General features: G+C 67.8%; 2 protein-coding genes and 1 pseudogene. 1 reads left to right on the top strand and 2 read right to left on the bottom strand.

Annotated elements, in window-relative coordinates; translation table 11 throughout:
• The coding region (locus ACT6Y9_RS08085; RefSeq protein ID WP_443744161.1) for a glycosyltransferase family 2 protein at positions 1 to 983 on the bottom strand (983 nt) is incomplete at its 3' end.
• Positions 984 to 1,215: 232 nt separating this feature from the next.
• Between ACT6Y9_RS08085 and ACT6Y9_RS08090 the strand changes: the two genes are divergently transcribed.
• Positions 1,216 to 3,330 carry a cation:proton antiporter gene (locus tag ACT6Y9_RS08090; RefSeq protein ID WP_443744162.1) on the top strand — a complete coding sequence of 705 codons (2,115 nt, stop codon included), beginning with the start codon at positions 1,216 to 1,218 and terminating at the stop codon, positions 3,328 to 3,330.
• Positions 3,331 to 3,706: 376 nt separating this feature from the next.
• Here the strand turns inward: ACT6Y9_RS08090 and ACT6Y9_RS08095 are convergent.
• Positions 3,707 to 5,782 (bottom strand): annotated as a pseudogene (locus ACT6Y9_RS08095) (efflux RND transporter permease subunit); the annotation flags it as partial.
• Positions 5,783 to 5,887: the final 105 nt, after the last annotated feature.

Genomic DNA, 5,887 nt, shown 5'->3' on the forward strand with positions numbered 1-5,887 from the left:
TTCTGGGGCTTCTGCACGGCCTGGGGCTTAAGGACCGTCTTCACCTGCTCTTCGGGTGCGGGCTTCTCGCACACGGCGTCGCGCCCGAAGGCGCGCGACCAGACGATGATCGGGAAGCGGGTCGCCATCTGAAGGAAGAGCTTCGTGTGCATCCAGCTGATGCGCACGTTGTCGCCTAGGGGCCGGAAGTGGCTCACGCCGTCCGTGGGGTACGTGACCGCAACGGGGACGTTCTTCACGCGCAGGCCCGCCCAGAGGAGACGCACGAGGATTTCCGGATCGAAGTCCATGCGGCGTCCGACGTGGGCGTTTTCGCAGACGGCGAGCGCGGCGTCGAGCGGATAGACGCGCAGGCCGCACATCGCGTCCTCGAACGAAATCGAGAGGCTGTTGACGGCGCACCAGAAGTTCGTGAGCCGGCGCCCAAACCGGCGCGCCAGGGGCGCCGAGGCGTCAAAGCGCGGATAGCTGCAGACGAGGGCCGAGGGGTGCTTCTGCGCGAGCCGCACGAGGACGGGCACGACCGAGAGGTCGATCTGACCGTCGGCGTCGATCTGCAGCACGTGCGTGTAGCCCGCCTTGGCGGCGGTCTTGAAGCCCGTGATCACCGCGCCGCCCTTGCCCTGGTTGACGGCATGATGCACGACCTTGACGAGGGGCGCGGCGATGCGGTCGCAGAGGCTCTTCGTAGGTTCATGCGAGCCGTCGTCCACGACGACGACGGGGAGACCCATCTGGCGCAACGATGCGATGACGCCCTCAAGGCGCGCGGGCTGGTCGTAGACGGGCACCACCGCGCAGAGGCGGAAGACGGGCTTGGCGGCGCCGGGCGCCTGTACGCGCAGGCCTGAGCGCGCCACGGCCGTCATGCCGGGGGCGCCGGGCTGCGGGGCCGTCCCGGCGGGCTTTGCGGCGCGTGCGGCCGCTTCGGAAGGAGCGCCTGCCGGTGCAGGCTTCGGGTTGGGTTCGTTCTTCTCGGACATCGTCGAAAATCCGCGGCGCCGCGGAATGCGCGGCCGGTCTTGTGGATCCGATTGTAGCGGCGCGCACGCACGCCGGTCGAGGCACTCAAGCCGCGCGGGCGCGCCCGACGATGAAGACGTTGTGAAAAAGCGGTGAAATTATGAACAAACCCTTAGAAAACCGGGCTTAGGCCGCTATACTTCGATGCTCGAGATCATCCCCGCAGCACCCCCAACGGATCCCCGGCAGTCGATGGAACACTCCCTCCCCCTCATCTCGACCCTGGTCATCGCCTTCTCGCTCGCCCTCGTCTTCGGCTTCATCGCCGAGCGGTTCCTGCGTTCGCCCGCGCTCGTGGGCTATCTGCTCGCAGGCATCGCGGCGGGCAAGTACACCCCGGGCGTCTTCGCCGACGCCTCGCTCGCCAATCAGCTCTCCGAAATCGGCGTGATGCTGCTGATGTTCGGCGTGGGCCTGCACTTCTCGATCAAGGACCTCTGGAGCGTGAAGGGAATCGCCGTGCCCGGCGCGGTGCTGCAGATGGTGATCGCGACGCTCCTCGGGGCGCTCTGCGCGCACTGGTTCTTCGAGCGCTCCTGGGGGCAGGCGATCGTGCTCGGCATCTCGCTCTCGTGCGCCTCGACCGTGGTACTCCTGAAGGCCCTCGACGTGCGCGGGAAGCTCACGAGCCCCGACGGGCGCATCGCCGTGGGCTGGCTCGTGGTCGAAGACCTCGCCACCGTCATCATCCTCGTGCTGCTGCCGCCCTTCGCCTCGATCATGATTCCGGGCGAACCGGGCTCCGCCGCGCGGCTCGCCAACAGCGACCTCGCGATCGTGATCTTCAAGACGCTCCTCAACGCGGCGCTCTTCGTCGCGCTCATGCTCGTGGTCGGCCGCCGCGTGATGCCCTGGGCGATGGCGCAGGTCGCGCGCACGGGCTCGCGCGAGCTCTTCACGCTCTTCGTGCTCGCCGTCGCCGTGGGCGTGGCGTACCTCGCCGCGGAGATCTTCCACGTGAGCTTCGCCCTGGGCAGCTTCTTCGCGGGCATGGTGATGCGCGAGAGCCGCTTCGCGCACCGCGCCGCCACCGAGTCGATTCCGCTTCAGGACGCCTTCGCCGTGCTCTTCTTCGTCGGCGTGGGCATGCTCTTTGACTGGCACATCCTCATCACGGCGCCGCTCGAAGTCCTCGCCGTCCTCTTCATCATTCTCTTCGGCAAGTCGCTCGCCGCGTTCTTCCTCGTCTGGGCGCTGCGCTATCCGCTCCACACCGCGATCATCGTCGCCGTGTCGCTCTCGCAGATCGGCGAATTTTCGTTCATCCTGATCGGGCAGGCGGCCGGGCTCGGACTCGCCGACCAGCACCTGATCAACCTCGTCGTTGCGGGCGCGATCCTTTCGATCGCCCTCAACCCGGTGGGCTTCTGGCTTGATCCCCGGCTGAGGCAGTTCATGACGAGCCGCTGGAAGTGGGCGCGCGTCGCCGCGATGCGCGAAGCCCCCTTCGAGGCGCTGCCCGCCGAAACCGATCCGGAGAAGCTCCAGGATCAGGCGGTGGTCACGGGCGAAGGCCCGATGGTCGAGCGCTTCGCCCATGCGCTCGATGAGTCGGGCGTCCCGGTGGTCGCCGTCGTCGACGACGAAGGGTCGGCCGAGGCCCTCTCGCAGAAGGGCGTCTCCGTGATCCTCGGCGATCCGTCGAAGGACGAGACTTGGGTGAGCGCGCACCTGCACCGCGCGAAGCTCCTCGTGCTCCTCGACTCGTCGGCGGAAAGCCTGCGCACGGCCGAGGCCGCGCGCCGCGTCTCGCCCGAGCTCCCGATCGTGGTCGCGGCCGACAGCCACGGTATCTGGCCCGAAGTGGACATGCAGAAGGTCACCTTCCTCAACACGCTCGACGCCGCCGCGCGCCTCATCTCCGCGCAGACCGCTTCGGCCATGAAGGCGGGCGCCGTCATGGGCGAGCGCGTCGGTCCCGACGCTCCTGATCCGGCGGAGGTTCAGGCCGCCGACCGTCAGGAGGACGATCCGGAGGCGAAGAAGAGCCGCGACGAGGCGGACATCGAAGCCGCAATGGCTGAAGAACCCCACGTCGAGAAGAAGCCCCGTCCGGTGCGCCGGCTCGCGAACTTCATCGCCGTGCTGAGGCGCAAGCGCCCGGCCGATGCAGCGCCCGAAGAGGCGGACGAGGCTGAAGTCAAGGCCGAAGCGAAGCCGGAGCCGAAGGCCGAGTCGCGGCGCGACGAAGCCGGGCTCGAGGAGACCGAATCCTCGGCACAGGCCGTGCCGCCGGTGGAGAAGACCGCCGACGCGACGCCCTCCGGCGACAAGCCGCAGGCGAGCGCGGCGAAGCCCGCGCCGTAGTCCTGCTCCCGCCGCAGAAAAAGTACGCCCGCTTCCTCAACCGGATGCGGGCTTTTTTCCTTTCTTGGGCAGGCGGTCGGGCAGGGGGGCTGAGCGCCTCGGCCTGCGTCGCGCAGGAAGCCGCCGAAGCGCTCGGGCTTGATTCCGTCTCGAGCCCGGTGCGGAGCGCCGTCGAGACGCCCGGACCGACTTTGTCACCCGGAGAAAGACTTCCTCGAAGACGGGGAGGAATCGGCGTGCTCTTTGGCTGCTGAAAGGCGATGCACTTTGCGTCGGCCGAAGAAGCGGAGCGCTTTTGTCGGCGGATGAAGACAATGCGGCCCCGCGGAGTCGCCTCCGCAGGGCCGCATTGAGTCGGTCGGTTCGTCCATTCGGGTCACAGGCGCTTTCTCGCGAGCATGATGAGCTTCCACGCCGCCGGGATCACGAAGAGCGAGAGAAGCGGCGCCGTGAGCATGCCGCCCACCATCGGCGCGGCGATGCGGCTCATCACCTCCGAACCCGCGCCCGTACCGACGAGGATCGGGATGAGGCCCGCGAGGATCACCGCCACCGTCATCGACTTCGGACGCACGCGGAGCGCCGCGCCGTGCTCGATCGCGCGGTCGAGCGCTTCGGTCGTGAAGGTCTTCGGGGCGGCGAGCGTCGGGTCGGCCGCCACGGCGTGGCGCAGGTAGACGATCATCACGACGCCGAACTCCGCGGCGAGGCCTGCGAGCGCGATGAAGCCCGTGCCGACCGCGACCGAGAGCCGGTCGCCCATCAGGTAGAGGAGCCAGACGCCGCCCACGAGCGCGAAGGGCAGGCTCGCAAGGATGAGGATCGACTCCGCGAAGCGCCGGAAGCAGATGTAGAGGAGCGCGAAGATGATGAGGACCGTCATCGGCGCCATGAGCTTCAAGCGCTCGGCAGCGCGCGCCATGAGCTCGTACTGGCCCGAATAGGCGACGGAGACGCCTGGCTTGAGGTGCACCCTCTCGGCCACGGCCGCCTTGATGTCCTCCACCACGCCCGCCATGTCGCGGTCGCGGGCGTCCACGAACACCCAGGCCGCGGGGCGCGCGCCTTCGGTGCGCAGCATCGAGGGCCCGAGCATGAGCTTCACCTGCGCGACGTCGCCCAAGGTGATCTGCTGCCCCTTCGGGGTGATGATCGGCAGCCGCCGCAGGGCCTCGGGACTCTCGCGTTCGTTCTGCAGGTACCGGATCGAGATCGGATAGCGCGCGATGCCGTCGATCACGTCGCCCACCATCGCGCCGCCCACGGCGGTGGTGATGTAGTCCTGCACGTCGCCCACGGTCATGCCGTAGCGCGCCGCGTCGTCGATGTCGCCCAGGGACTGCGCGGAGACCTTGATGCCGATCGGGCTCTTCACACCCGTCGAGAGCATGTCGATGCGGGCCCGGATGGGCATCACCCAGAGGTTGGCGAGGCCGGGGAGCCGCACGCGTTGATCGAGCTCCTCGATGATCTTCTCCATCGTCATGCCGGGCCGCCACTCGCTCTTGGGCTTGAGCTGAATGGTCGTTTCAATCATCTCGAGGGGCGCGGAGTCGGTGGCTGTGTCCGCGCGCCCGGCCTTGCCGAAGACGGTGGCGACTTCGGGAACGGTGCGGATGAGCTTGTCGGTCTTCTGGAGCATCGCCGCGGCCTCGGCCGAGGAGACGCCTGGCAGGGTCGAGGGCATGTAGAGGATGTCGCCCTCGGCGATCTGTGGCAGGAATTCGCTGCCGATGCGCTCGAGAGGCCACGTGACGGTGAGGAGCAGTGCGAAGGCGGCCACGAGCGTCGTCTTCGGGAACCGGAGCACCCGCGCGAGGAGCGGCTGATAGACCGCGATGAGGAGGCGGTTGAGGGGGTTCTTCTCCTCGGGCGGGATCTTCCCGCGGATCCAGAAGCCCATCAGCACGGGCACGAGCACCACGGCGAGGAGCGCCGAAGCGGCCATCGACCAGGTCTTCGTCCAGGCGAGCGGCCCGAAGAGCCGCCCCTCCTGGCCTTCGAGCGTGAAGATCGGAATGAAGGAGAGCGTGATGATGAGGAGCGAGAGGAAGAGCGCCGGCCCCACCTCGACCGCGGCGTCCGTGATGAGCCGCCAGCGGGGCTCGCCCGAGAGCGTTTCGCCCGGGTGTGCGAGCTCCCAGTCCTCGATCTTCTTGTGGGCGTTCTCAATCATCACGATTGCGGCGTCCACCATCGCGCCCACGGCGATCGCGATGCCGCCGAGGCTCATCAGGTTCGCGTTGATGCCCTGGAAGTGCATCGCGATGAAGGCGAGGCAGAGCCCGAGCGGGAGCGTGATGATCGCGACGAGGGCGCTCCGGACGTGCCAGAGAAAGAGCGCGCAGACGAGCGCCACCACGGTGAACTCCTCGAGGAGCTTGCCCGAGAGGGTGTGGATTGCCTGGTCGATCAGCGTGCTGCGGTCGTAGACGGGGATGATCTCGACCCCCTGGAGCTTAACTAGTCGAAACTAATCCTACCGAATCTATCATTGAGGTACCGGAACACCCAACGACGGGAGGTTGTCATGACCGTCTACTGCTCCATCGGCGCC

Source organism: Sutterella sp. (assembly GCF_052272535.1).
Taxonomy (GTDB): domain Bacteria; phylum Pseudomonadota; class Gammaproteobacteria; order Burkholderiales; family Burkholderiaceae_F; genus Sutterella.

Bases quoted from the DNA above. Each gene is read 5' to 3' on its own strand.
- ACT6Y9_RS08090 (WP_443744162.1), top strand. From the start codon at position 1,216: ATGGAACACTCCCTCCCCCTCATCTCGACCCTGGTCATCGCCTTCTCG.